Origin of the sequence: Amycolatopsis xylanica (assembly GCF_900107045.1) — a bacterium.
Taxonomy (GTDB): domain Bacteria; phylum Actinomycetota; class Actinomycetes; order Mycobacteriales; family Pseudonocardiaceae; genus Amycolatopsis; species Amycolatopsis xylanica.
In genome coordinates, this window is sequence record NZ_FNON01000003.1 from 835,402 (window position 1) to 859,356 (window position 23,955).

General features: G+C 70.3%; 25 protein-coding genes. 16 read left to right on the plus strand and 9 right to left on the minus strand.

The window, feature by feature from the left end; genetic code table 11:
* The first annotated feature begins 50 nt into the window (after nucleotides 1-50).
* From BLV57_RS17550 to BLV57_RS17575, 6 genes are all read left to right on the plus strand, one after another.
* The gene (locus BLV57_RS17550; protein ID WP_091289872.1) at nucleotides 51-626 is read left to right on the plus strand and encodes a lipid droplet-associated protein; all 576 of its coding nucleotides are present in this window, start codon (nucleotides 51-53) and stop codon (nucleotides 624-626) included.
* Nucleotides 623-1,855 (plus strand): exodeoxyribonuclease VII large subunit, encoded by a 1,233-nt coding sequence (gene xseA, locus BLV57_RS17555; RefSeq protein ID WP_091289874.1) that lies wholly within the window; start codon nucleotides 623-625, stop codon nucleotides 1,853-1,855. Before BLV57_RS17550 ends, xseA begins: the two co-directional genes overlap by 4 nt.
* A gap of 2 nt (nucleotides 1,856-1,857) precedes the next feature.
* Nucleotides 1,858-2,244 (plus strand): hypothetical protein, encoded by a 387-nt coding sequence (locus BLV57_RS17560; RefSeq protein WP_176968659.1) that lies wholly within the window; start codon nucleotides 1,858-1,860, stop codon nucleotides 2,242-2,244.
* Nucleotides 2,241-2,459 (plus strand): exodeoxyribonuclease VII small subunit, encoded by a 219-nt coding sequence (locus tag BLV57_RS17565; RefSeq protein ID WP_091289877.1) that lies wholly within the window; start codon nucleotides 2,241-2,243, stop codon nucleotides 2,457-2,459. The genes BLV57_RS17560 and BLV57_RS17565 overlap by 4 nt, the downstream gene beginning before the upstream one ends.
* 76 nt (nucleotides 2,460-2,535) lie before the next feature.
* Complete coding sequence (glpX, locus tag BLV57_RS17570; protein ID WP_176968660.1) at nucleotides 2,536-3,600, plus strand: class II fructose-bisphosphatase; 1,065 nt, start codon at nucleotides 2,536-2,538, stop codon at nucleotides 3,598-3,600.
* A gap of 13 nt (nucleotides 3,601-3,613) precedes the next feature.
* A complete protein-coding gene (locus BLV57_RS17575) occupies nucleotides 3,614-4,378 on the plus strand; it encodes a S1 family peptidase (RefSeq protein WP_091289879.1) in 765 nt (254 codons plus the stop codon).
* 422 nt (nucleotides 4,379-4,800) lie between these two features.
* Here the strand turns inward: BLV57_RS17575 and BLV57_RS17580 are convergent, their stop codons facing one another.
* A complete protein-coding gene (locus BLV57_RS17580; protein ID WP_176968661.1) occupies nucleotides 4,801-5,781 on the minus strand; it encodes an NAD(P)/FAD-dependent oxidoreductase in 981 nt (326 codons plus the stop codon).
* 121 nt (nucleotides 5,782-5,902) lie between these two features.
* Between BLV57_RS17580 and BLV57_RS17585 the strand changes: the two genes are divergently transcribed.
* Nucleotides 5,903-7,300, plus strand: coding sequence for a class II fumarate hydratase (locus BLV57_RS17585; RefSeq protein WP_091289881.1), 1,398 nt, complete (start codon nucleotides 5,903-5,905; stop codon nucleotides 7,298-7,300).
* Here BLV57_RS17585 and BLV57_RS17590 read toward each other — a convergent pair.
* Complete coding sequence (locus BLV57_RS17590; protein ID WP_091289883.1) at nucleotides 7,249-8,172, minus strand: DMT family transporter; 924 nt, start codon at nucleotides 8,170-8,172, stop codon at nucleotides 7,249-7,251. The two genes, BLV57_RS17585 and BLV57_RS17590, sit on opposite strands and share 52 nt — an antisense overlap.
* A 67-nt stretch (nucleotides 8,173-8,239) precedes the next feature.
* Nucleotides 8,240-9,265 (minus strand): aldo/keto reductase, encoded by a 1,026-nt coding sequence (locus tag BLV57_RS17595; protein ID WP_091290463.1) that lies wholly within the window; start codon nucleotides 9,263-9,265, stop codon nucleotides 8,240-8,242.
* 102 nt (nucleotides 9,266-9,367) lie between these two features.
* Here BLV57_RS17595 and BLV57_RS17600 point away from each other — a divergent pair, with 102 nt between their 5' ends.
* From BLV57_RS17600 to pdxR, 3 genes are all read left to right on the plus strand, one after another.
* Nucleotides 9,368-10,219 carry a helix-turn-helix transcriptional regulator gene (locus BLV57_RS17600; RefSeq protein WP_091289885.1) on the plus strand — a complete coding sequence of 284 codons (852 nt, stop codon included), beginning with the start codon at nucleotides 9,368-9,370 and terminating at the stop codon, nucleotides 10,217-10,219.
* 1 nt (nucleotide 10,220) lies between these two features.
* Nucleotides 10,221-10,733 (plus strand): HAD domain-containing protein, encoded by a 513-nt coding sequence (locus BLV57_RS17605; protein WP_091289887.1) that lies wholly within the window; start codon nucleotides 10,221-10,223, stop codon nucleotides 10,731-10,733.
* 70 nt (nucleotides 10,734-10,803) lie between these two features.
* Nucleotides 10,804-12,174, plus strand: a complete 1,371-nt coding sequence (pdxR, locus tag BLV57_RS17610) for a MocR-like pyridoxine biosynthesis transcription factor PdxR (RefSeq protein WP_091289889.1) — start codon at nucleotides 10,804-10,806, stop codon at nucleotides 12,172-12,174.
* On the opposite strand, the gene BLV57_RS17615 is transcribed toward pdxR, so the two are convergent.
* Nucleotides 12,171-12,746, minus strand: coding sequence for a TetR/AcrR family transcriptional regulator (locus tag BLV57_RS17615; RefSeq protein WP_091289892.1), 576 nt, complete (start codon nucleotides 12,744-12,746; stop codon nucleotides 12,171-12,173). The genes pdxR and BLV57_RS17615 overlap by 4 nt on opposite strands.
* A 53-nt stretch (nucleotides 12,747-12,799) precedes the next feature.
* Here BLV57_RS17615 and BLV57_RS17620 point away from each other — a divergent pair, with 53 nt between their 5' ends.
* A complete protein-coding gene (locus tag BLV57_RS17620; protein WP_091290464.1) occupies nucleotides 12,800-14,314 on the plus strand; it encodes an ATP-dependent DNA ligase in 1,515 nt (504 codons plus the stop codon).
* 185 nt (nucleotides 14,315-14,499) lie between these two features.
* Here BLV57_RS17620 and BLV57_RS17625 read toward each other — a convergent pair whose 3' ends face one another.
* From BLV57_RS17625 to BLV57_RS42860, 3 genes are read right to left on the minus strand one after another with little or no spacing between them, the layout of a single operon-like run.
* A complete protein-coding gene (locus BLV57_RS17625) occupies nucleotides 14,500-14,862 on the minus strand; it encodes a hypothetical protein (RefSeq protein ID WP_091289894.1) in 363 nt (120 codons plus the stop codon).
* An 11-nt stretch (nucleotides 14,863-14,873) separates the two neighbouring features.
* Entirely contained in the window at nucleotides 14,874-16,556 is a 1,683-nt protein-coding gene (locus BLV57_RS17630; protein WP_143047083.1) for a hypothetical protein, read from the minus strand.
* A gap of 14 nt (nucleotides 16,557-16,570) precedes the next feature.
* Nucleotides 16,571-17,026, minus strand: coding sequence for a hypothetical protein (locus BLV57_RS42860; protein ID WP_143047084.1), 456 nt, complete (start codon nucleotides 17,024-17,026; stop codon nucleotides 16,571-16,573).
* Nucleotides 17,027-17,054: 28 nt separating this feature from the next.
* Between BLV57_RS42860 and BLV57_RS42865 the strand changes: the two genes are divergently transcribed.
* Together BLV57_RS42865 and BLV57_RS17640 are read left to right on the plus strand one after the other, a co-directional pair.
* On the plus strand, nucleotides 17,055-17,366 hold the full coding sequence (locus BLV57_RS42865; RefSeq protein ID WP_143047085.1) for a hypothetical protein: 312 nt from the start codon (nucleotides 17,055-17,057) through the stop codon (nucleotides 17,364-17,366).
* Nucleotides 17,367-17,378: 12 nt separating this feature from the next.
* Entirely contained in the window at nucleotides 17,379-17,885 is a 507-nt protein-coding gene (locus tag BLV57_RS17640; protein ID WP_143047086.1) for a hypothetical protein, read from the plus strand.
* Here BLV57_RS17640 and BLV57_RS17645 read toward each other — a convergent pair.
* Nucleotides 17,882-19,093 (minus strand): NADH:flavin oxidoreductase/NADH oxidase family protein, encoded by a 1,212-nt coding sequence (locus tag BLV57_RS17645; RefSeq protein ID WP_091289900.1) that lies wholly within the window; start codon nucleotides 19,091-19,093, stop codon nucleotides 17,882-17,884. The two genes, BLV57_RS17640 and BLV57_RS17645, sit on opposite strands and share 4 nt — an antisense overlap.
* A gap of 81 nt (nucleotides 19,094-19,174) precedes the next feature.
* Here BLV57_RS17645 and BLV57_RS17650 point away from each other — a divergent pair, with 81 nt between their 5' ends.
* From BLV57_RS17650 to BLV57_RS17660, 3 genes are all read left to right on the plus strand, one after another.
* Nucleotides 19,175-19,792, plus strand: a complete 618-nt coding sequence (locus tag BLV57_RS17650) for an MBL fold metallo-hydrolase (protein WP_091289902.1) — start codon at nucleotides 19,175-19,177, stop codon at nucleotides 19,790-19,792.
* 4 nt (nucleotides 19,793-19,796) lie between these two features.
* Nucleotides 19,797-22,160, plus strand: coding sequence for an ATP-binding protein (locus BLV57_RS17655; protein ID WP_091289904.1), 2,364 nt, complete (start codon nucleotides 19,797-19,799; stop codon nucleotides 22,158-22,160).
* A gap of 113 nt (nucleotides 22,161-22,273) precedes the next feature.
* On the plus strand, nucleotides 22,274-23,344 hold the full coding sequence (locus tag BLV57_RS17660; protein WP_091289906.1) for a hypothetical protein: 1,071 nt from the start codon (nucleotides 22,274-22,276) through the stop codon (nucleotides 23,342-23,344).
* A 116-nt stretch (nucleotides 23,345-23,460) separates the two neighbouring features.
* Here BLV57_RS17660 and BLV57_RS17665 read toward each other — a convergent pair whose 3' ends face one another.
* A complete protein-coding gene (locus BLV57_RS17665) occupies nucleotides 23,461-23,928 on the minus strand; it encodes a DUF309 domain-containing protein (protein WP_091289907.1) in 468 nt (155 codons plus the stop codon).
* Nucleotides 23,929-23,955: the final 27 nt, after the last annotated feature.

A 23,955-nucleotide genomic window follows, 5' to 3' on the forward strand; every position in this document is an offset into this window, starting at 1 on the left:
ACACACCCATTCGGTTGGGCAGGATGGCGTAGATGCGGCAGGCTAGGGGGATGAAGCCACTCCCGCTCCCCCTCCGGGTCGCCGCGGGCCTCGCCGTCACCACCGCCGAGCGGGTTCGTGAACTTCCCAAGCAGCTGCTGGGCCTGCCGGTCACGGCCGTGAGCCAGGTGCTGCAGTTCTCCATGCGCGTCCAGCAGCACGTCACCGAGCTGGCGATCAAGGGCGACGACGCGCTGTCCGCGCTGCGCCCGGTCGAAGACACCCCGAGCTGGGCGACCTTCGACGAGGACGTCGACGTCCCGGCGCCGCGCCCGGAGACCAACGGTCACGCTCAGCCACTACCCGAGTTCGACGAGTCACCTGATCCGTGGGCCGAGGAGGAGCGCGCGCTCGCCGAGGACCACCGCGACGGTGAGAACGACAGCGCCGAGGGGCCCGCGGGCATCGCCGGCTACGACGAGCTCACCCTGCCGCAATTGCGCGCCCGCCTGCGTCAGCTGTCGCTGGAGCAGCTGGAAGAGATCCTCGCGTACGAGCACACCCACGAGGCGCGCGCGTCGTTCATCGGCATGCTCGCGCGCCGCATCGGCAACGTCCACAAGACCGGCGACGAAGAAGGCCAGTGAGCGAAACCACCGCGGAAAACCCCTGGCCGGTCCGCACGGTCGCGCGCAAGATCGGCGATTGGGTGCACCGCCTCGGCGCGGTGTGGGTCGAAGGACAGGTCACCCAGATCTCGGCACGGCCGGGCACCTCGACGGCGTTCCTGACGCTGCGCGACCCGTCGGCGGACGTGTCGATGACGGTCACCTGTCCGACCGGGCTGCTGCGCACGGTCGAGCCGCCGCTGCGTGAAGGCGCGAGCGTGGTCGTCTTCGCGAAACCGGCGTTCTTCCTCGGCCGGGGCACGATCAGCCTGCGTGCCACCGAAATCCGCGCCGTCGGCATCGGCGAGCTGCTCGCCCGCATCGAACGGCTGCGCAAGCTGCTCGCCGCCGAGGGCCTGTTCTCCGCGCAGCGCAAGCGCAAACTTCCCTTTCTCCCCAAGGGGATCGGGCTCATCACCGGCCGCGCCTCCGCGGCGGAGCACGACGTGCTGGTCAACGCGCAGGCCCGGTGGCCGCATGTCGCGTTCAAGGTCGTCAACACGGCCGTGCAGGGCCCGACCGCGGTGCCGCAGATCATCAAGGCTTTGTCCACATTGGACAAAGACCCCGATGTCGAGGTGATCGTGATCGCGCGTGGCGGCGGCAGCGTCGAGGACCTGCTGCCGTTCTCCGACGAGGCGTTGTGCCGCGCGGTCTCCGCCGCGGGCACGCCGGTGGTCAGCGCGATCGGCCACGAGCCGGACACCCCGCTGCTCGACCATGTCGCCGACCTGCGCGCGTCGACGCCGACCGACGCGGCCAAGCGGATCGTGCCCGACGTCCGTGAGGAAACGCAGCGAGTCCGGCAGATGCGGGACCGGGGACGCCGCGCGCTGCACGGCTGGGTCGACACCCAGGCCCGCCTGCTGAACCAGCTGCGCAGCCGCCCGGTGCTCGCCGACCCGCTCGGCCCGATCGACCGGCGCGCCGATGACGTCGAGATGCATCGGGAACGTGGCCGACGCGCCGTGCTCACCACACTTTCGAGGGAACAGGCGGCACTGGCGAGTGCCCGGGCGCGACTCACCGCGCTCGGCCCGGCCGCCACGATGGCCCGTGGTTACGCGGTCGTGCAGTTTTACGACGAAGCAGGCAACCCGCACGTGCTCCGATCGGTCTCTGAAATCAAAGACGGCGCGAAACTTCGCATCCGCGTCGCCGACGGCGCGGCCAAGGCGGCCGTCCAGGGTGATCCGGAAAGCGAGTAAGGGTGCGGGAAACCACGTTCCTCCCGCTCACGGTCGACGCGGCCATCACCGCGCAGGCGGCCGCGGTGCTGCGCAAGGCGCTGGAGACCAACAACGCCGCGCTCGACTGCTGGACCTCACTGCTGGCGGGCTGCACGCAGGGCCGCGACCTCGGTCCGCGGCTGCGGCAGCTGTCGGCGGCGACCTCGGAGCACGTCGGTGCCCGCTGGTGGGCGGCGGAAGGTTCCGCCTATCGGCGCAAGGTCGCCCGCGCGCAGTCCGAGATCGAGGACGCGATCGCGGACGGTGACGGCAGCGAGTTCGCGCGTGCCTTCGTCGGCTACGACCACGCGATGGCCAGCGCGGTAGTCTGCGCGAACACCGCGAAGCACAGGAGCCCGAACGCGTGAGCAATGCAGAACTCGGCTACGAGCAAGCCCGCGACCAGCTGGTCGAGGTGGTCCGCGAGCTGGAAGCAGGCGGCAAGTCGCTCGAGGAATCCCTTGCGCTGTGGGAAAAGGGCGAACGGCTTGCGAAGATCTGCGAACACCACCTCGAAGGCGCGCGCGAGCGGATCGAGACCGCGCTGGCGTCGGTCGAGGAAGGTGACGACGACTCCGAGTGACCTTCGCCATGCGGGGATCCGGCCGGTATCTGAGAGACTGGGATCCCCCCGAGCACGGTGAACCCGGAGGCAAGGCATGTCCAGCGGCAACGAAGCCAGCACGACCAAGGAACTCCCCGACCGCAACCTCGCGATGGAGCTGGTGCGGGTCACGGAGGCCGCGGCGATGGCCGCGGGCAGGTGGGTCGGCAAGGGCGACAAGCTCGGCGGCGACGGCGCGGCCGTCGACGCCATGCGCCAGCTGATCAGCACGGTCTCGATGAACGGCGTCGTGGTGATCGGCGAGGGCGAGAAGGACGAAGCGCCCATGCTGTACAACGGCGAAGAGGTCGGCAACGGCGACGGGCCCGCGTGCGACGTGGCGGTCGACCCGATCGACGGCACCACGCTGATGGCCAAGGGCATGCCGAACGCGCTGGCGGTGCTCGCGGTCGCCGAGCGCGGCGCGATGTTCGACCCGTCCGCGGTGTTCTACATGGAAAAGCTCGCCGTCGGCCCCGAGGCAGCCGGGCTGGTGGACCTGTCGGCGCCGATCGCAGAGAACATCCGCCGGGTCGCCAAGGCCAAGCACAGCGGCGTGTCCGACGTCACCGTCTGCATCCTCGACCGGCCGCGGCACGAGCAGATCGTCAAGGAGGTCCGCGACGCGGGCGCCAGGATCCGCTTCATCTCCGACGGCGACGTCGCGGGCGCGATCGCGGCCGCGCGGCCGACCACCGGCGTCGACATGCTGATCGGCATCGGCGGCACGCCGGAGGGCATCATCGCGGCCGCCGCGATGAAGTGCCTCGGCGGCGAGCTGCAGGGCCGCCTGTGGCCGAAGGACGAGGCCGAGCGGCAGAAGGCGCTGGACGCCGGCCACGATCTCGACCGGATCCTGTTCACCGACGACCTCGTGACCGGCGAAAACGTTTTCTTCTGCGCCACCGGCGTCACCGACGGCGACCTGCTGCGCGGCGTGCACTACCGCTCCGGCGGCGCGACGACCCAGTCGATCGTGATGCGCTCGAAGTCCGGAACCGTGCGGTTGATCGACGGTTATCACCGCTTGAACAAGCTGCGCGCGTACGCTTCCATCGACTTCGACGGCCACCTCGACGCGGTGCCGGGCGATGAGGCCATCGTCCCGCCACTGCCTTAGGAGACCCTGTTTCATGAAGAAGCGTGCGCTGGCACTCCTTCTCGCTCTCGTCGCAGCAGTCGGCCTGGTGCAGCCCGCCTCGGCGGCGCAGCCGGACATCGTCGGCGGTGGTGAGGCCGACCAGGCCTATCCGTTCGCCGTGGCGTTGCTGCGGGCCTCTGGCAAGCTGTTCTGCTCGGGTTCGCTGGTCGCGCCGACCTGGGTGCTGACCGCCGCGCACTGCGTGGACGGCAAGAACCCCGAGGTGCTCAGCGCCCGCGTCGGCAGCCTCGACGCGACGCAGGGCGGCGAGATCGCGCAGCCGGTCGAGTTCGTCATCCACCCCGATTACAACGCGGTCGCAGGCGGCGACGTGGCGCTGGTCCGCCTCGACAAGCCGGTGCTCGCCGCGCCGGTCACGCTCGGCGCGGTCACCGTGCCCGGCACGCCGACCCGCCTGCTCGGCTGGGGCCAGACCTGCCCGACGCTGAGCTGCGCGCCGACACCGGCGAAGCTGCAGCAGCTGGACGCCACGATCGTCGAGGCAACGTCCTGCACGGCCGCCTTCGACCTCGACCACGAGCTGTGCGTCGAGAATCCCGGCGGCGACAAGGGCACCTGCTACGGCGACTCCGGCGGCTCGCAGGTCGCGAACGTCGACGGCGCCTGGGTGCTACTGGGCGTCATCAGCCGCCCCGGCAACGGGGACCCGATCTGCGCGACGGCCCCGTCGATCACGTCCTCGGCGGTCGCCTACGCGGACTGGATCAAGCAGAAGATCACCCCGCCCGCCCCGTAAAGACTCGTGAGTGTTTTGGCCGGTTAGAACCGGCCGCAACACTCACGACCCCCACCGCCGAGGCACCCCCGCGCCCGGCATAAAGCCCGCTTTATCCCCACCCCACCCCGCCCGGCAACACGGGATACCGGAGTGGTCACCACACCCCACCGGACCGTGGGACACGACCTACCCCAGCGTGGGACACGAGGTGCCCGAGAGGTCGACACGCCGCCTGGCCGTGTCCCACACCCCGGCACCGCGTGTCCCGCACTCCGGCATCGCGTGTCCCGCGCTCAGGCACGCCGTGTCCCGCGCTCGGGTACCTCGTGTCCCGCACTCGGGCGTCCGGGGGCGGGATAAAGCCCGCTTTATCCCGGGCGGGCGAGGGAGGGTCGTGAGTGTTTAGACCGGTTCTAACCGGCCGCAACACTCACGAGTCCTTACTCGGCGTTGGACGAGTGCCCCGGGAAGAGGTGGGCTTCGGGGTCGAGCTTGACCGCGATGTTGTTGACCGCCGTCGCCGCCTCGCCGAAGCCGGTCGCGATCAGCTTCACCTTGCCCGGGTAGGACGCGACGTCGCCAGCCGCGTAGACGCGATCCCGCGCCGTCGCCATGGTCGAGTCCACCGCGACCGCGCGGTGGTCGATCTCCAGGCCCCAGCTTTCGATCGGCCCGAGGTCCGCCGTGAAGCCCAGCGCCGCGACCACCGACTGCGCGGGCAGCACGACCGGCTCGGCGCCCTTGACCGCGATCTCCACCGAGTCGAGCGCTCCGTCGACGTCGATGAACTTGGTGACCTCGGCGTCGGTGATGATCCGGACGCCCAGCGCCTGCGCCTCGCGCACGATCGACTCGGCCGCGCGGAACTTGGCGCGCCGATGGACCAGTGTCACGCTCGCCGCCACCGGGTGCAGCGCGAGCACCCAGTCGAACGCCGAGTCGCCGCCGCCGACCACGACCACGTGCTGCCCGGCGTGCGCCTGCAGCGAGGGCACGAAGTGCACCATGCCGCGGCCGAGCCAGCCGTCACCCGCCGGGAGCGGGCGCGGGGTGAACTCGCCGATGCCCGCGCTGATCAGGATCGACCTGGCCTTCACGATCTCGCCGCCGTCGAGCACGACGTCGAAGCCGTCGCCGTTCTCGGTGACCGTCTCGGCCTTGCGCCCGAGCAGGTACGTCGGCTTCCACGGCGCCGCCTGGTCGACTAGGCCCTGCACGAGGTCACGGCCGCGGACCGCGGGGAAGCCGCCGACGTCGTAGATCATCTTCTCCGGGTACATCGCGGTGACCTGCCCGCCCGCCTCCGGCAGCGAGTCCACGATCGCCGTGGACAGTCCGCGGAACCCCGCGTAGTAGGCGGCGAACAGCCCGGTCGGCCCGGCGCCGACGATCAGGATGTCGAAAGGATCCCCCGTGGGCATGGGTGTGCCCCTCTCAGCCAGTGGTGGTCGGCGCTGTGATCGAGAACACGGCAATCCTATAGTGGCTAGGGGTGCTCAAGGCCACCACGCACCGCCCCCTAACTTGCGCGAAACTTGTGTCATGGCTGAACAGGACTACCGGATCGAGCACGACACGATGGGCGAGGTGCGGGTGCCCGCCGACGCCCTCTACCGGGCACAGACGCAGCGCGCCGTCGAGAACTTCCCCATCTCCGGCCGGGGCCTGGAGCGCGCCCAGATCCGCGCGCTCGGCCTGCTCAAGGCGGCCGCCGCGCGGGTCAACGCGAAGCTCGGCGTGCTCGACGCCGACGTCGCCGAGGCGATCGCCGCCGCCGCGGACGAGGTCGCCGAAGGCCGCCACGACGCGCATTTCCCGATCGACGTGTTCCAGACCGGGTCCGGCACCTCGTCGAACATGAACGCCAACGAGGTCATCGCGACGCTCGCGTCCCGCGCGCTGGGCCGCGACGTGCACCCGAACGACCACGTCAACGCCTCCCAGTCGTCGAACGACACCTTCCCGACGACCATCCACGTCGCCGCGACCGAGGCCGTGCTGAGCGACGTCATCCCGGCGCTCGAGCACCTCGCGTCGACGATCGAAGCGCGGGCCACGGAGTGGGCCGATGTCGTGAAGTCCGGCCGCACGCACCTGATGGACGCCGTGCCGATCACCCTCGGCCAGGAGGCGGGCGCCTGGGCCTCGCAGGTCCGCTTCGGCATCGAGCGGCTGCGCTCCGGCCTGCCCAGGCTGGGCGAGCTGCCGATCGGCGGCACCGCGGTCGGCTCCGGCCTCAACGCGCCCGACGGCTTCGGCACCGCGGTCGCGCTGGAACTGGCTTCGGTCACCGGGTTGCCGCTGACCGAGGCACGCGACCACTTCGAGGCGCAGGCGACGCAGGACAGCGTGGTCGAGACCTCCGGGCACCTGCGCACGGTCGCGGTGTCGCTGAACAAGATCGCGAACGACCTGCGCTGGCTGGGTTCCGGCCCGCGCACCGGCCTCGCCGAGATCGCGCTGCCCGACCTGCAGCCGGGTTCGTCGATCATGCCCGGCAAGGTCAACCCGGTCATCCCGGAGGCCACGCTGCAGGTCGTCGCCCAGGTCATCGGCAACGACGCGGCCGTCGCGTTCGCGGGCGCGGCGGGCAACTTCCAGCTCAACGTGAACCTGCCGGTGATCGCGCGCAACGTGCTCGAGTCGGCGCGGCTGCTCTCGGCCGTCTCGCGCCTGCTGGCGGACAAGGTGTTCGCGGGCATCACCGTCAACACCGACCGCACGCGCACGTACGCCGAGGGCTCGCCGTCGATCGTCACGCCGCTCAACAAGTACATCGGCTACGAAGAGGCCGCCGCCGTCGCGAAGCAGGCGCTCAAGGAACTCAAGACGATCCGCGAGGTCGTGCTGGAACGCGGCCACGTCGCCAGCGGCAAGCTCACCGAAGCTCAGCTGGACGAGGCACTCGACGTGCTCCGGATGGCACGCGGCGGCAACTGAGGTCGTGAGTGGTATGGCCGGTTAGAACCGGCCATACCACTCACGACCCCGAGCGAGACCAGCGCGACGCCGACCAGCTGGGCCGGCCGGAACCCTTGTGTGCCAAGGATGAGCGCGACCGCCAGGCCCGACGCGGGCATCAGCCCGATCAGCAGGCCCGCGCGATCCGCGCCCAGCTGCGACACCGCGAAGTACCAGAGACAGAACGCCAGCGCGGTGACGATCACGGCGAGCACCAGCAGCGCGGCGAGTTCGCGGCCGTCCGGCACCCGCCAGCCACCGATGAAGGTGCCCAGCACCGCGGCGCCGAGCGCGGCGGTCAGGCAGCTGCACGCGGCCGTGCCGAGCGGCCCCATCCGCCGCACCAGCACGGCCGCGAGCAGCGTGAACGACGCCTCGCACAGCATCGCGAGCACCGCCAGCGCCAGGCCGGGACCGTGGCTGGCGCCGCCACCGGCGAGCACCACGATCCCGGCGGCGGCGAGCACGGCGCCCGCCACGGGCGCCGCGGCCGGACGCCTGCGTTCGAGCACCGGCGTCACGAGCGCCAGCACCAGCGGGCTGCCGCCGAGCAGCGCCGCGACCAGCCCCGGTTCCGCGTACCGCTGCGCGAGCAGCAGGCAGGCCTGGAACCCGACCATCCCGGTCACCCCCAGTGCGACCAAGATCGGCAGATCCTTGAGGCCGGGCAGCGGCAGCCGGATGCCCCTGAGCCACGCGTACCCGAGCAGCAGCACCCCGCCGAGCGCGTAGCGCAGCGCTTGGCCGGTGAGCAGCGGATACGCGTCGAGCAGGCCGGTCACGGGCACCGATCCCCCGACGATCACCGCGGCGGAGATCCCGGCGAGCAGTCCTCGTGCGGCAGGCGTCATGCGACCAGCCTGGCCTGTCGAGTGGTCGAGGTGTCAGTGCCAGTTGGCGTGCCGGAAAATGGACCACTTAGCGGCGGCGCAACGCCTTGTCCGCCAGCGCCGGCGGTGTGTAGTCGGCGTCGAGACGGTTGAGGTCGGTGCCGGGCGGCACGATCTCGTCGATCCGGTCGAGCACGTCGCCGCCGAGTTCCAGATCAGCGCCTTCGAGCAGGTCGGCGAGCTGCTCCTGGGTGCGCGGGCCGATGATCGCGGACGTCACGCCGGGGTGCGCGCGCACGAACGCGAGCGCGAGATGGGTCAGCGGGCGCCCGAGGTCGCTCGCCAGCTTCTTCAGCTCGGCGACCACCTCCAGCTTGATCGCGTTCTCCGGCAGCGACGGGTCGAACTTGTGCTGCTGCAACGCCTTCCGGCCCTCATTAATGTCCACATCGGACGCTTTGTCGTACCGGCCGGAGAGCCAGCCACTGGCCAGCGGGCTCCAGGTGAGCACGCCCATCCCGTACTTCTGGGCCGTCGGCAGCACGGCGGATTCGATGGCACGGTTGAAGATCGAGTACGGCGGCTGCTCGGTGCGGAACCGCACGAGCCCGCGCTTCTCCGAAACCCATTGCGCTTCAACGATCTGCTCGGCCGGGAACACCGAAGAGCCGACCGCGCGCACCTTGCCCGCCCGCACGAAGTCGGTCAGCACGGACAGCGTCTCCTCGATGTCGGTCGTCGCGTCCGGCCGGTGGATCTGGTACAGGTCAACGTAATCCGTGTCGAGCCTGCGCAGACTGTCGTCGAGCGCACGGGTCAGCCAGCGCCGCGAGTTGCCGCCGTGGTTGGCGTCCGGGCCCATCTGGAAGTGCCCCTTGGTCGCGAGCACCACGTCGTCGCGGCGGCCCTTGAGCGCCTTGCCGACGATGCGCTCGTTCTCGCCGTCGGAGTACATGTCCGCGGTGTCGATGAAGTTGATGCCGCCGTCGATCGCGGCGTGCAGCATGTGGACGCCGTCCTCATGATCCGGATTGCCCCATTTGCCCAGCATCATCGCGCCGAACGCGTACTCACTGACGGAGATGCCGGTACCACCGAGAATTCGTCGTTTCATGCCACCGACTTTGGGCCGCGCGGCGGACCCGGACCAGGTCACAGTCAACCTGGGTCTGTCAGTACCAGGCAGGCGGCCGTCGTTTCCTGAATACTCGGAGCCATGAAAGAACTGGGTGATTTCCTCAAGGCACGCCGCGCGGCGCTCGACCCCGCCGAGCTGGGCCTGCCCCAAGGCGTCACCCAGCGTCGCGTGGCCGGGCTGCGCCGCGAGGAGCTGGCCCAGCTGGCGGGCATCAGCGTCGACTACTACACGCGGCTCGAACAGGGCCGCGCCCGCAACGTGTCCCCCGCCGTGCTCGAGTCGCTCGCCCGCGCGCTGCGCCTGCACGCGGATGAGGAGAGGTACCTCACCAACCTCGCGACCCCGAAACGCGGGCGCGCCACCAAGCCCAAGCCGCAACGCGTCCGCCCCGAGCTGCAGCTGCTGCTCGACACGATCCAGGCGCCGGCGTTCATCTTCGGCCGCTATATGGACGTGCTCGCCTGGAACGCGCTCGGCGCCGCGATCGGCTTCGACTTCGCTTCGGGCGAGCGCAACATCCCCAAGGCGTTCTTCTTCGACGAGGCCGCCCGCGACCTGCACCCCGAATGGGAAGCGGTCGCCAAGGAGGTCGTCGCGAACCTGCGCTCGGAGGTCGGCAAGTACCCGGACGACCCGCGCCTGGCCCAGCTGGTCGGCGAACTTTCCATGCACAGCGCGGATTTCCGCAAGCTGTGGGCCGGGCAGTCGGTGCGCGAGAAGGCCAGCGGCGTCAAGGTGATCAACAACCCCGTCGTCGGTGAGCTCCGGCTGAACTACGAGACGATGCGGCTGCAGGGCGACCTCGACCAGGGCATCGTGATCTACACGGCCGACCCCGGTTCCGAGTCCGAGAACGGCCTGCGCCTGCTCGCCAGCTGGATCGCTTCCGAGGACGCACCCAGCCCGTCGGCCCGCGAGACCGCCCGCTGACTTGCGCCCGCTCCTCCTGCTCGACATCGACGGCCCGCTGAACCCGTTCGCGGCGCCACCCGGCGCGCGCCCGGCGGGGTTCACCGAGCACCGGTTCCGCCTGTCCGGGTGGAGCAGGCGCACACCGTTGCGCATGTGGCTGAACCCCGATCATGGCCCTGATCTGCTCGCACTCGCCGAGCGCACGGGTCTCGAAATGGCTTGGGCGACCACCTGGGAGCACCGGGCGAACACCATGATCGGCCCCGCGATCGGGCTGCCCTCGCTGCCGGTGATCACCTTCGCGGGCGCGTCCTCGTCGTGGAAGTACCCAGCCGTCGCGCGCTATGCGTACGAGCGCCCGCTCGTCTGGCTGGACGACGATTTCGATCTCTATCCGGCGCCGCGGGACGCCTTCCTGGCCAAACGCGCGCCTCTCCCGACCGAGCTGATCCCGGTGAATCCCCGCGAAGGCATGTCCGCCGCACACCTGGCCGCCGTCGAAACCTGGGCCCGGACTTTGCCAGGGTCGTGAGTGCTGCGGCCGGTTCTAACCGGTCTAAACACTCACGACCCCAGGTGGTCCAAGAGTAGGGTCAGCATTGATGGGTACTGAGTGGACCACTTTGCGTGAGCTTCTGCTCCCGGCCGCGACGGGCGGCAGGCGGGGCAAGGCGGTCGAGTCCGCGCTCCGGGAAGCCGTGCGCTCCGGCGTGCTCGCCGCGGGGACGCGGCTGCCGTCGAGCCGCGATCTCGCCGGGCAGCTCGGACTGTCCAGGGGCACCATCACCGCGCTGTACGAGCAGCTCGTCGCCGAGGGGTACCTGCTCAGCAAGCACGGCTCAGGCACGACCGTGGCCACGCTAGACCAGCCAGAACCCAGTGGTCAGGCCGCCGAAGAACCGGCGCCCACCTGGGAGTTCGACCTCAGGCCCGGGCTGCCCGCGCTGTCCGCGTTCCCCCGCGCCGAGTGGCTGTCCTACGAACGGGAGGTGCTCGCCGCGGAGCCGGACCGGGCGCTCGGCTACCCCGATCCTGCCGGGCATCCCGGGCTCCGCGCCGAACTCGCGAGCTACCTCGGCCGGGTGCGGGCGCTCCCCGCGACGGCTGGCGACATCGTGATCACCAACGGCGCCGCGGAGGCGTTGAGCCTGCTCGCCAAGACACTGCACGCCCGCGGCCAGCGCCGGATCGCCGTCGAGGACCCCAGCCATCGCGGGCAAGCGGAACTCCTTGCCGCGCAAGGACTCCGGCCGATCGGGATCCCGGTGGACGACCACGGCATCCAGCCGGACCTGCTGTCCACATCGGACTGCGCCACGGTGATGACGACCGCGGCGCACCAGTTCCCGCTGGGCGTGCCGCTCGACCCGGAACGCCGACGCGCGCTGCTCGCGTGGGCGCGGGAGACCGATGGGCTCATCGTCGAGGACGACTACGACGCCGAGCACCGCTACGACCGGCCCGCGCTGGGCGCCGTCCGTGCGCTCGATCCCGACCGGGTCGTGTACCTCGGAAGCGTCAGCAAGGTGCTCGCGCCCGCGCTGCGGATCGGGTGGCTGGTGCTCCCGCCGGACCTGCGGCAGGAGATCGTCGCGGCGAAGTACACCCACGACCTCGGCTGCGCACCGCTGCCGCAGGCCGCGCTCGCCAGGATGCTGCGCTCGGGTGGCTACGACCGCCATCTCCGGCGGACACGGCGGCTCTACCGGCAGCGCCGCGACGCGCTGCTCGACGCGCTGAGCAGCCGGTTTCCCGGGTGGCGGCCGATCGGCATCGCCGCAGGACTGCACGTCGTCGTCCGGCTCCCTGACGGCACCAACGACGTGCAGCTCAGCCGCGAGCTGGCCGGACGCGGCATCAACGCTCCGAGCCTGGCGAGCTACGCGACCGGCAGGCTCTTCCCCGGCCTCGTGCTCGGGTACGCCGCCCTGACCCCGGACCGGCTGCGCGCCGCCGTCGACGCGATGGCTTAACAAGCGTCTTCGATGAGCACCTTGGCGACCGTTTTGGCGTGTGCCACCGCGCCGGGCACGACGCCGAGCGAAGCGGTCACCGTGGCGCCCTCCATCAAGATGAGCAGCGAATACGCCAGCCGCCGCGGGTCGCGGGCACCGGCTTCGCCCGCCAACGAGCGCAGGCAGGTGAGCATCCAGATCTTGTTCGCGCCGATGACATGCCGCCCCGGGTGCGCGCCGTCGGGCAGCTCGGCATGAGCGTTGACGAAGCCGCAGCCACGGTGGTTCTCGAGCGCCATCCAAGCGTCGAGCGCGTCGAACACGCGCAGCAAGCGGCGGATGGGCGGATCGCGCGGGTTGCGGTCGAGTGTCTTCGCGACGTGCTCGCGCCAGCGCTCGTCGCGGCGGGCGAGGCACTGCTCGACCAGTTTGTCCTTGGAGCCGAAGCGCGCGTACAGGGTCTTCTTCGTGACCCCGGCGCGCTGGGCGATCAACTGCACCCCGACCGCATGGATCCCGTTCTCGTAGAAGAGCCGTCCAGCGACGTCGAGCACCTTTTCCGCCGCCGGAGTGAGAGCCGAGCGCTTCATGGCGCACCTCCGGTCCCCTGAAATTGTCGGTCCCGAGGCGCATGATGTCGAACATGCTGCTCACCGACGTCGTCTCCGCGTCAGCCGCGATCGCCGCCACCCGCTCGCGCAAGACCAAGGTCGAGGTCATCGCCGGGGTGCTGCGGGCCGCCGATGCCGCCGAGCTGCCCGCGGTCACGGCGATCCTCACCGGCCAGATCCGCCAGGGCCGGATCGGCACCGGCTGGCGCACGCTCGCCGAGCTGGGAGTGACGCCTGCCCAAGAGGCGTCGCTGACCATCGGCGAGGTCGACGCCGCGCTGGCGGAGCTGTCCGTCACGGCGGGCGCTGGCTCGGCGAAGCGGCGCGCCGAGGTGCTCGGGGAGCTGTTCGGGCGGGCCACGTCCGAGGAGCAGGACTTCCTGTTCCGGCTGATCACCGGGGAGCTGAGGCAGGGTGCGCTGGAAGGCGTGATGGTCGACGCGGTGGCCGCCGCGGCCGGCGTCGCGGTGGACGTGGTGCGCCGGGCGTTCATGCTCTCGGGTGAGCTGCCGGTGACCGCCGAGGCCGCGATCAACGGCGGTGAGGCGGAGCTGGCGGAGTTCCGGCTTCGGCTCGGCAGGCCGATCCGGCCGATGCTCGCGTCACCGGCCGAGTCGATGGACGAGGCCGTCGCCGAGCACGAGGGCAAGATCGTCGAGTACAAAATGGACGGTGCGCGGATCCAGGTGCACCGCGACGGCGACGAGATCCACATCTACACCAGGACCTTGCGCGAGATCACCGGCAGCGTCGCCGAGCTGGTCGAGCTGGTGCGCGCGCTGCCGTGCGAGTCGGTCGTGCTCGACGGCGAGACGCTCGCGCTCACCGACGACGGCAGGCCGAGGCCCTTCCAGGAAACGCAAAGCCGCTTCGGCAGCACCCGCGAGGAGCAGGTCCGCGCGCTCCTGCTCCGGCCGTACTTCTTCGACTGCCTGCACCTCGACGGCGTCGACCTGCTCGACGCGCCGCTGGCCGAGCGCAACGTCGCGCTGCGCAAGGTCGCGGGCGAGCACGTCATCCCCGGCGAGATCAACCCGCCCGACCCGCAACGCGTCCTCGACGACGCGATGACCGCGGGCCACGAGGGTGTGATGGTCAAGGCACTCGACTCGCCGTACGCGGCCGGGCGCCGAGGCCGCGCCTGGCTCAAGGTGAAGCCGGTGCACACCATCGACCTGGTGGTGCTCGGCGCCGAGTGGGGTCACGGCAGGCGCACCGGCACCCTGTCCAACCTCCATCTCGGCGCCCGCGACCCCGACGGCGGCCCGCCGATCATGGTCGGCAAGACGTTCAAGGGCATGACCGACGAGCTGCTCGCCTGGCAGACCACCCGCTTCCAGGAGATCGAAACCAGCCGCACCGACTGGGTGGTCCACGTCCGTCCCGAGCTGGTCGTCGAGATCGAGCTCGACGGCGCCCAGGCCAGCACCCGCTACCCGGGCGGCGTCGCGCTCCGCTTCGCTCGCGTCGTCCGCTACCGCCCCGACAAGGACCCCGCCGACGCCGACACGATCGACACCGTCCGCTCCCTCCTCAAAGGCACCTAGTCTCCGGCGTGTCGTCCATCTGTGCACGCGTGTCGTCCAGCGGCGTACGCGTGCCGTCCATCTGTGCACGGCTGCCGTCCATCCGCGTCCGCGAAATCCGCGGCATCGGGCCGTACGGGAACGGACGGCACGCGTACACAGACGGACGACACGCGTACCTGGATGGACGACACGCGGGGGCGGGGTCAGCCGAAGAGGCGGTGGATGTGGTCGGAGATCTTGGCGATCAGGTCGGTGAACTCCGTGAGACCGCCCAGCAGGCCCTTCACCTTGGTCCAGCGGCTTTGGACGACCGCGGGGATGGCGACCTCGGGGGCTTGGGCGTCGGCGATGAGGTCGTCCAGGTTGTCCTCGACGACCGAGGCCTTGTCCAGCTGGGCCTGCGCGGCTTGGGAGCGCAAGGCGATCAGCAGCGCGGCCAGGTCTTGCGCGGCGACCGTGGCCTGGGGGCTGCCGACGATCAGGGTTCCGCTGTTGTGGCCGGTCTGCACGATCGGCCCGTCCGAGCTGCCGCTGATGGTGACGCGGTTGTTGATGCGGTCGCCCACTGGCGTTCTCCTCAGTCCTTGGCCCGCGCGGGCGGGGCCATCTTGGTGGTGATCGAGCCCGAGTTGGGGCCGGTCTGGGTGATCGGCGCGTTGTTGATGCCGATGACGTTCACGTTGTTGGTGGTGACGACCGCGGCCTGCTGCTCGAAGCGCGCCTCGGAGTACCCGGACTCGCGCAGGATCCGGGCGATGGCGGGCAGCAGCCTGCTCTCGATGATCTTGTCGTAGCGCTCCACGTCGAGCAGCTGGAAGTAGTTGCTGACGTTGGCCGAAGCCGCCAGCTCACGCAGGCTCAGGAGCGAGCCGTAGCGATCCGGGTCGAGCACACCCGCTTCCCGCTTGGGCTGGCGGACCCTGCTGAACAGGTTGACCAGCCTGCCGGGCACCGTGATCGGCAGCTTCAGCCACTCGAGGAGGCCGTCGAACAGCGGTCTCGGCGAGTTCGGGCGCATCTTGTCGACCACCTGGTACTGGGACCGGATCGGCGGCAGCACGCAGGGCGTCCATTCGAGATACAGCGTCGACTCGGTGACCGCCACGTGCAGATAGGTGGACACCACCAGCTCGCGGTTCCAGGTCTCGACCTGGAAGCAGAGGTAGTAGCGCGCCCATTCCTTCGGCTGCAGCCGGACGCGCTCGGCCTCGTCGTGGGCGAGGTGGCCGTACGGCGGGCGGTCGGCCGCCGGCAGGTACGCCAGCGCGTCCGGGGTGTGGAAGTGGTGGATCAGCTCGGTCGCCGGGGTGTACACGGCGCCGTCGACCTTCAGCTCACCCAGCCTGCCGTCGGGCGAGAGCACGCCGTCGCGGCGCAGATCCTCGACGGCGGCACGGATTCCGGCGTACATCGAGGCCGTGGTCAACGGCTTGTCGCCGGTGCGCTGGTCCTCCGGCAGCCGTTCCAGCGGGATGGCCATCGACCACGACTGGCGGCGGACGCCGGAGCCGACGAACGGGTTGTAGCCCCGGTGCACGATCAGCGGGGTGTCGCCGGCCGCCTGCCTGCTCACCTGCTGGTGCCGCTGCAGCTCGGCGCGGAAGTCCTCGGCGAACATGCTCGGCGCGAGGTCGTGGTCGGCAGGCCGCGGCGCGGCGCCCCGGCTGAACCGGCTGGTGAGCAGCTGCCAGGTGCTGAACCGCTCGCCGACCAGCACCGCCAGCACGATGAACACGAGGATCCAGGCGAACACCGACCGGACGGTCTCGCCGGTGGTCGAGCTGTACTCCGCCGCCGTGCGGTAGTAGCCGGAACTGCCGCCGCCGAACAACTCGCTGCCATACTGGGAAATCAGCCACAGCACCAGGCCGACGACCACCGCGGCGCCGATGATCTTCACCGTGCGGGAGCCGGAGTTGGCGCTCGAGCCCATCTTCGTGACGAAGTCCGCGCCACCGACGAAAAGGCCGAACGCGATCCAGCCGTAGAGCAGCGGGTTGTCCCACGACAGGATCACGAAGACCGCCATCAGGAAGAGCAGCGTCGCGTCCAAGACCTTCCGCCGGACCCGCGCGCGCACCGCTTCGGCGAGCACCCGCACCGAATCCAGCCCCGGTGACGGCGGGATCGGCCGGGTCGGTTCGACCAGGAACTCCTTGAGCGCGCTGGTCGCGTACGACGGGTCCAAATAGGACGCCGCGCACAGGTAACGCGTGGTGTCGTCGGGTCTTCCCGGTCTTCTGACGGGGATTTCGGTCATCTCGGATGGCCCCCTCAGGGCGTCGAACCACTGACCATCGCGGCGGCGATGGCGGCTGTCTCTGACCAGGTCGCGAGCGGGCCGTGCGCGTAGACGTAGTACTCGATCCCGCCTGCCCGCCAGTAGACGGACCGGACATGGCGGCGGCCTTCCGGGGCATTCCATTCGAATTCCCAGTCGACCGCCTCGTGCCCGCGCACGGAGGTGGGCCGCAGCCCGAGCAGCACATATCCGGATCGCTGCGCGACCTGGCGCTCATAGCGTTGATGGAACGTTTGGATATCGGCCGGATCCGCGGGCTCGGCGCCGCCGAATTTGAGAATCCGCTTCGGGTCACCCGGATCGGTCGCCTGCATGCTGCCGGGTTCCGGGACCGTTTTCGTCGGCCAGCCACGCGGAATGATCATGTCCAGCCCGGCGGGCGCGGAAATCCTTTCCCACTCCGGCGGTAACGTTTCCGTGCTCCGCACCGTCACAGTAGGCGGATAACTCGGCAAGGTGGTCACCGTCGTGATCGGTGGCGCGAAAGTCGTTGCGGGGGAAGGGGTTGACGGCGACACGAGCGACAAACCCTCCGGCGACGCCGAGGGTGAGTCGGGCTCATTCCCGGTTTTCCCGATCAGCACCCACGCCAGCCCGAGCAGCGTGCACAGCATCAGGTTCGCGATGACGGCGATGATCGCGAACCGGCTCGAACTGAGCTGGGCTGAACCCGACATGACGACCCCTGCGATTTTCTTCGACCAGGATTCCCCTTATGCAATTTGCAGACCGTATCATGCAGAACCGACCGGCCGAAGTAACGGTTGAAGGAGGTTTCGGGTGCCCGAATACGATTCGCAAACGATTCACGAATTAGAACGGTTATTAACCGTCAGCCCTTTTGATCAACAACTTCGGCTGCGGCTGGCGACCGCGCTCTACGCGCAGGCCTGCGCCGCCTGCAGTGTCACCAGGGACGGAAAGCTGGTGATGACCACACAGGCCCAGCGCGACACCTGCGGGCGCGCCGCGTGGCGGGTGCTCGAACTCCAGGTCGCCGATCCCGCGCTGGTCCAGGCCGCGACCGAGTTACAACGCGAGGTCCGCGAGGGTGATGACTGGATCTGGCATCCACGCGGCACCGGCACCCTGCTCACCGCCGTCGTGGTGCTCGCCGGGCTGGCACTGGTTTCGATCATGGTGCGGGCCGACGACTTCGTGCTGGCCGGGGTCGCCGCGGCGCTGAGCAGCGCGCTGCTGGCCTTCGTCGTACTGCGTTTCCGGCGGCAGAGCTGGCGGATCCGCGCGGAGCAGGCCCAGACCTCGATCTGGGAACACGGGATCTAGGCGCGTACCCGCCGAAAGGCATTCAACGGATCGCTGACGCCCGCGGTGATCAGCGACCGCCAGGCGCCGCGCCGCTTGTCGACCGGCTTCCCGGCGGCGACGCGGTGCATTTGCTGGGTGTGCCACTGGATTTCCAGCAGGCTGTCGGCGAGGCGGATGCCAGTCTTGGGGCACAGACGTTCGGCGCGGACGTCCGCACCGGCGAGCAGCCGCCGGGGCAGCTCCGGGTCGACGATCATCGGCCTGCCGAGCCCGATGACGTCGAGCGCGCCGGACCGCAACGCCTCGTTCATGCCGTCCACCGTGGCGAACCCGCCGGTCACCATCAGCGCGACATCGGAAACCTTGCGCGCTTTCGCGGCGTAGTCGAGGAAATAGGCCTCGCGGCGCACCGAGCTCGCGCGCGTCACCCCCATCATCGCGGCCTTCTCGTACGTGCCACCGGAAATCTCGAGCAGATCGAGCCCGGCCTCGCCGAGCTCGCGCACGACCTCCAGCGACTCCTCCTCGGTGAACCCGCCACGCTGGAAGTCGGCGCTGTTCAGCTTCACCGAAAGCGGGACACGCGCGGGCAGTTCGGCCCGGATCCGGCGGACCAGCTCCAGCAGGAATCGGCGCCGTCGGACGGCGTCGCCGCCCCACTCGTCGGTGCGCTGGTTCGTCAGCGGCGAAAGGAACTGCGAGATCAGGTACCCGTGCGCGCCGTGCAGCTGGATGCCCGCGAACCCGGCGTCCGCGAAGGTCGACGCGGCCAGCACGAACCGCTCGACCAGCGCCTCGACCTCCGCCGAGGTCAGCGCGCGCGGCGTCGCGAACACCGAGCGGATGCCGCGGTCGGCGAACGGGACGGCGGACGGCGCGACCGGCTGCCGAGACAGGAATCGAGGGCTCTGCCTGCCGGGGTGGTTCAGCTGCGCCCAGAGCTGCGCACCGGTGCTCGCGACCGACTCGGCCCACGGCTTGTAGTCGACCGGATCGGGCACGACCGGGATCGCGACGTTGCGCGGCTCGCCGAGCGCGGTCGGATCGACCATCACGTTTCCGCTGATCAGCGCGCCGGCGCCGCCTCGCGCCCAAGTACGGTAAAGGGAGATGAGGTCCACGCTCGGCCGGTTGTGGCGGTCGCCGAGCTGCTCGCTCAGCGCCGACTTCACGATCCGGTGCGGGAGCACGGCGCCACAGCGCAGCTCGAACGGCTCGGCCAGCATCACGACCCCTTTCTTACCGTCAGTAAGTCTACTCTCCAGTACGTACCGACGGTATGTCAAACGGTCGCTAAAGTCATATTTATGGCGGCAGTGGTACAGAACGTGGTCACTTCGGGCACCTTCGAGCTCGACGGCGGCAGCTGGGCGGTCGACAACAACGTCTGGCTGATCGGGGACGACACCGAGGTGCTGGTGATCGACGCGGCGCACGACGCCGAGGCCATCGCCGACGTCGTCGGCGACCGCAAGCTGGTCGCGATCGTCAGCACGCACGCGCACAACGACCACGTCAACGCCGCGCCCGCGCTCGCCGAGCGCACCGGCGCGCCGATCCTGCTGCACCGCGAGGACCGGGTGCTCTGGGACCTCACGCATCCCGGCCGCGCGCCGGACGGCGAGCTCACCGACGGCCAGACGCTGACCGTCGCGGGCACCGAGCTCCGGGTGCTGCACACCCCGGGCCACGCGCCGGGCGCGGTCTGCCTCTACGCGCCGGAACTCGGCGTGCTCTTCACCGGCGACACGCTGTTCCACGGCGGCCCCGGAGCCACCGGACGGTCCTATTCGGACTATCCGACCATCGTGAAGTCCATCCACGACAAGCTTTTCGCACTACCCGACGGCACCGAGGTCCGCACCGGCCACGGGGAGAGCACGACGATCGGCGCCGAGAAGGCCGCCTCGACCGGGTGGGACTGAGCGTTTGTCCCCGGACCTGGCCGAACTGCTCCGCGCCGCTCGACGCACGGCCGGCTTGACGCAGGAAGAGCTCGCGGAGCGCTCGGGCATCAGCGTGCGCGCGATCAGCGACCTCGAACGAGGCCGCGCCCGCGCGCCGCAGCGGCGCACCGTCGAAGCGCTCGTGACGGCCGCCGGGCTCGGGTCCAGCGAACGCCTGCTCATCCACCGCATCGCGAAGACCGCCAGGACCGGCCAGGAGAACGCGCTTCCCGGCTTCACCAAGGCCTTGTGCGAACCGCCGTGCGCGATCGGCGACTTCGCCGGGCGCGACGCCGAGCTCGACTGGCTGGTCGAGCTCGGCAAGGATCAGACGACGTCGACGGCCGTGCTCACCGGCCCGCCCGGCATCGGCAAGACCAGCCTCGCGATCCGCGCGGGCGCCACGCTCGCGCCGATCTTCCCCGGCGGCTTCCTGTTCCTCGAACTGGACGGGCTCGCCGAACGGCCACCGGCGCCGCCCCAGCTGCTGCGACGGCTGCTCGGCGCGCTGGGCGTCGAAGAGGACCAGTTGCCTCAGCAGCTCGACGACCTCGTGCCGCTTTACCGTGCGCTGCAACGGGAACGGCCGGTGCTGGTGCTGCTCGACAACGCCGCGGACGAGGCGCAGGCCCGGCCGCTGGCGGCCACCATGCCCGGTTCGTTCACCATCATCACCAGCAGGCGCGGGCTGACCGGGCTGGAGTCCGCGGCCTGGCAGACCCTCGACGGCCTGGACAGCGCCGAAGCGCTCGACCTGCTGGCGAGCATCGCCGGACAGGCGCGGATCGACCAAGAGCCGCTGGCCGCCGCGCAGGTCGCCGAGCTGTGCGGCCGGTTGCCGCTGGCGCTGCGCATCGCGGGCAACCAGCTGGCGAGCAGGCCGCGCTGGTCGATCCGCCAGCTCGCCGACCGGCTCGGCGAGAGCCGTTTTCCCGCATTGGAAGCCGGTGACCTGCGGGTTCGCGCGGCGTTCGACGTGTCCTACCGGCAGCTCAGCGAACAGGCCGCCACCGTGTTCCGCAGGCTCGCGCTGGTCGACGGCGAGCTGTCGGCCGAGGTGGCCGCCGTCGTCGCGGACTTGCCCGAATGCGTTGCCGCGGACGCGATCGAGGAGCTCGCCGACGCCAGCCTGCTCACCCCGATGGCGTCCGACCAGCACTACGAGTTCCACGACCTGCTCCACGCCTTCGCGCGTGCGCTGCTCGCCGACGATCCGCACGAAGACGCCCAGCGCCGCTTCACCGACTGGCTGCTCACCAGCGCCACCAAGGCAGGACTGCACTTCCTGCCGCCGACCATCCGTCCACATCGGACTGTCCGATCAGCACCGGTAGCGGCTATCGGAACCCGGCAGGAAGCCTTCGCCTGGCTGCAAAGCAGGCAGCGCGACTGGATCGCCGCGTTGCGCGTCGCCGCGAGTGAGGGCCGTCACGACGACGTGCTCGCGCTGACCGAGGCGATGCACTGGTACTCCGACCTCGGCGTCGCGCCCGAAATCTGGCCGGAGGTCTTCGAACTCGGCGTCGCCGCCGCGCGCGCGATCGGCAGCACGCGCGACGAGGCGGTGCAGCTCAACCTGCTCGGCTGGGCGGTCGGCGTGCTGCTCGAACGACGCGAGGAAGGCGTGCGGCTGTGCCGCCTGGCGCTCGCCGCGAGCGACAAGGCCGGTGAGCACGCCGAAGCGGGCTGGTCGCTGTTCTACCTGGCCTCGCTCGACCGGTCCATCGGTGACCTGGCCGCCGCGTCGGCGACCATCGACCAGGCCATCGACCGGTTCCTCGCCGGAGCCGACCCGCTCGGCGAGCACATCGCCAGGTCGGCGCGGGCCACCCTGCTGCTCGCCGAGGGCAGGCCGGACGAGGCCATCGACACGCACCGGCGCGCGGTCGCCTTCTTCCGCCGCCCCGAGCATCACCCCGAGACCGGCGGCGGCGCCATCCTGCTCGCCCACCGGCTGCTCCCGCTCGCCAACGCGCTGAGCGCGCGGCAGGAGTGGGAGCAGGCGCTGGCGGTGTTCACCGAGGCCGTCGGCCTGTTCCGCGAGGCGGGCATGCGCAGCGGCGAGGCACGCGCCCGCCACGGCCTCGGCTCGGCGCTCCGGGGCGTCGGCGACCTCGAAGCCGCCCGCGACGAGCTGGCCGCCGCGGTCAAACTGCTGCGCGAGACGGGCGCGGGCCACACGCGCGTGCGCGCGCAGCGCGACCTGGCCGCGGTGCTCGACGACCTCGGCGAGACCACGCAGGCCCGCGAAACCCGGGCGAACGCGCTCGAGTTCTGCCTGGCCTGGGGCACCCCGGAAACGCGCGCGCTGGCCGAGGAGCTGCGCGCCGAGACCGGCAGTTTTTGACCGGCGGATCTTGCCGGTCGTTCCACGTGGGCATCCGGTCGCTTTCACGGTGGACTCGGTGACGTGCCGCTCCCGATCGGGAGCGGTATCCGTGCACTGAGGAGAAACTCGACGTGAAATACGTCAGACCGGTACTGATCGCGCTGGCCGTCCTCATGGCCAGCACCGGCTTCAGCACGTCCGCACAGGCGGCGTCGCCCGGCTCGCACTGCGTCGCCGACACCGGCACCCAGTCGGTGCGGTGCTTCGAAACGGAACAGCGCGCGCTGAGCGCGGCCGCGGGCGTCACCGTCGCGACCTTCTACGAACACGGCAACTTCGGCGGCGCCAGCCTCACCGTCACCGGTGACACCTGCCGTGACGGCCAAACCCAGAACCTGAACTTCTGGCAGGGCTGGTGGAACGACAAGGTCTCGTCGTTCAGGACCTACGCCGACTGCTACGTCACCTTCTACGAACACGGCGACCTCCAGGGTGCGACCCAGGAGTGGTACGCCAACGACGAGGCCAACTTCGGCAGCGACTTCAACGACAAGGCCAGCTCCGCGTCCTTCAGCCGGGGCCCGTCCCGCGCGGAGCTGCTCAAGGACTGCGACCGCGCGACCAAGTCCTGTGACGCCAAGGTCGGCTGGAAGGGCAACGACTTCTGGGGTGACTGGCGCCGCGTCGACACCGCCTACAACTGCAGCTCCAGCGAGTCGACCCAGGTCGTCGGCAGCCGCGACACCCGTACCGGCAAGAACTCCGTCTCGCACGAGATCGGCGTGACCGCCGGCTTCCAGTTCCTGGTCGACTGGTCGGTCTCCTACAAGGCGACCTTCGGCAGCGAATGGGGCTGGGAGACCAGCGACATGGTCGAAACGCGCACCACGATCAAACCGGGTCACTGGGCCGGGCTGGACCGTTCGCCGGTCATGCGGGTCTCCGGTGGCGAATACGAACTTTGGTACGGCTCACGCAAGTGGGGCCACTACAACTGGTTCGTCCGCAACTTCAGCGGTGAAGGCCCCGCGCCCGGCGTGGTCGGCCAGACGAAGATCGTCGGCGCGAAGATGACCGCCGCCGAGAAGAAGAAGGTCTGCGGCAAGTCCGCGAACGAGGTCGTCCGGTCCGCCGCGGCGCCGGTCGCTCCCGCCGCTGCTCCCGCACCGGTCGCCACGGCCGCGGGCGCGCTGCACAGCTGAGCCGGGAGCGGGGCTGGACCGCCTCCCAGCCTCGCTCCCCTCCCCAGAGCGGAACTGTTCCCCCCAACAGTGCCGCTCTCCCCCGCTGAAGCGGTGGGCTCCACTGACCCCGGAGCTCACCGCTTCAGTTTCGGCGGCACCGGTGCCGGCCTGGCCTTGACCTTGGCTTCCTCGATCAGCGCGGCCGCCCACCCCGTCAGCCCGGCGATGTCGACGCCGTGCGGCGGCTCGGCGGCGAACGGCTCCAGATTCTCCGAGCCACGCCGCAGCAGCGCGGCCCCGCCGACGGCGTTGCCGCGCGCGATATGGGTCAGCCCGACCGCCAGCTGGGCGAGCGCGCGCCAGAGCTCGCGCTCGGGGCCGTCGGTCGACTTCCAGGAGTCCTCGAACACCTCGTGCGCGTGGAACGGTTTGCCGTCGTCGAGCAGCCGCTGAGCCTCGGCGAGCGCCTGGTCCGGGGTCCGCTCGATGCCCTCCGGCTGGCGTTCGACCCCCTCGGCGTCGTACGGGAGCGGCCTGCCGAGACCGTCCCGTGGCCTGGCGTTACGAGCCCGTCCCACTTCGTCACGATCGCGGTCGGCCATGCTTCGAGTCTGCCATGCGGTTACAGT